The sequence below is a fragment of the Streptococcus sp. DD11 genome (assembly GCF_001578865.1).
In the GTDB taxonomy this organism is placed as follows: Bacteria; Bacillota; Bacilli; order Lactobacillales; family Streptococcaceae; genus Streptococcus; species Streptococcus panodentis.
The window spans coordinates 84115-85230 of record NZ_KQ969395.1 but is presented as its reverse complement, the minus strand read 5'-3'; the positions used below and the strand labels follow the sequence as shown (position 1 = coordinate 85230).

1 pseudogene is annotated in these 1116 nt (G+C 54.4%); it reads left to right on the top strand.

What is annotated here, in order from left to right:
• Nucleotides 1-1116: pseudogene (locus STRDD11_RS08160) on the top strand (alanine--tRNA ligase-related protein); the annotation flags it as partial.

Sequence of the window (1116 nt, the reverse complement as noted above, 5' to 3'; positions counted from 1 at the left end):
GGCGAAAGCTTTGATCCGGAAAATATCGGTGTCCGCCTGCTGGCTGAAGACATCGAAAATGACCGCTACATTGAGATTTGGAACATTGTGCTGTCCCAGTTTAACGCTGACCCAGCGCTGCCAAGGAGCGAGTACAAGGAGCTGCCTCACAAAAATATTGATACGGGCGCAGGTCTGGAGCGGCTGGTGGCGGTTATCCAAGGGGCTAAGACCAACTTTGAAACCGACCTCTTTATGCCCATTATCCGGGAGGTGGAAAAGCTGTCCGGCAAGGTCTACGACCAGGACGGTGACAACATGAGCTTCAAGGTCATTGCCGACCATATCCGCTCGCTGTCCTTTGCCATTGGCGACGGAGCGCTGCCGGGCAATGAAGGCCGGGGCTATGTCCTGCGCCGTTTGCTGCGCCGGGCCTCTATGCACGGTCAAAAGCTGGGTATCAATGAGCCCTTCCTTTACAAGCTGGTGCCGACAGTCGGCAGGATTATGGAAAGCTACTATCCAGAAGTAGTGGAAAAAGAAGCTTTTATTGAAAAAAATTATCAAGAGCGAGGAAGAATCCTTTGCCCGGACCCTGCATGCTGGTCAGCACTTTGCCCAAGGCATCGTGGATGACCTCAAGGCCAAGGGCCAGTCTGTCATCGCAGGCCAAGATGTTTTCAAGCTCTATGACACCTATGGTTTCCCGCTGGAATTGACCGAGGAAATTGCCGAAGAAGCCGGTATGACCGTGGACCGTGATGGTTTTGAAGCGGCGATGAAGGAGCAGCAGGAGCGGGCGCGTGCTTCTGTCGTCAAGGGCGGCTCTATGGGCATGCAGAATGAAACCCTGCAGGCCATCACTGTTCAGAGTATCTTTAACTATGAAAAAGAAGAGCTGGAAGCGGAGCTAGTGGCTATTGTGGCAAATGACGCCGCAGTCGAGTCTGTAGAAGCAGGCTCAGCAGCCCTCATCTTTGCCCAAACGCCCTTCTATGCGGAAATGGGCGGACAGGTAGCCGACCATGGACAGATCTTTGATCAGGCCGGCAGCTTAGTCGCGACCGTGACCGATGTCCAAAAGGCGCCCAACGGTCAGGCCCTTCACACCGTGGAAGTTTTGGCGCCGCTGGCTCT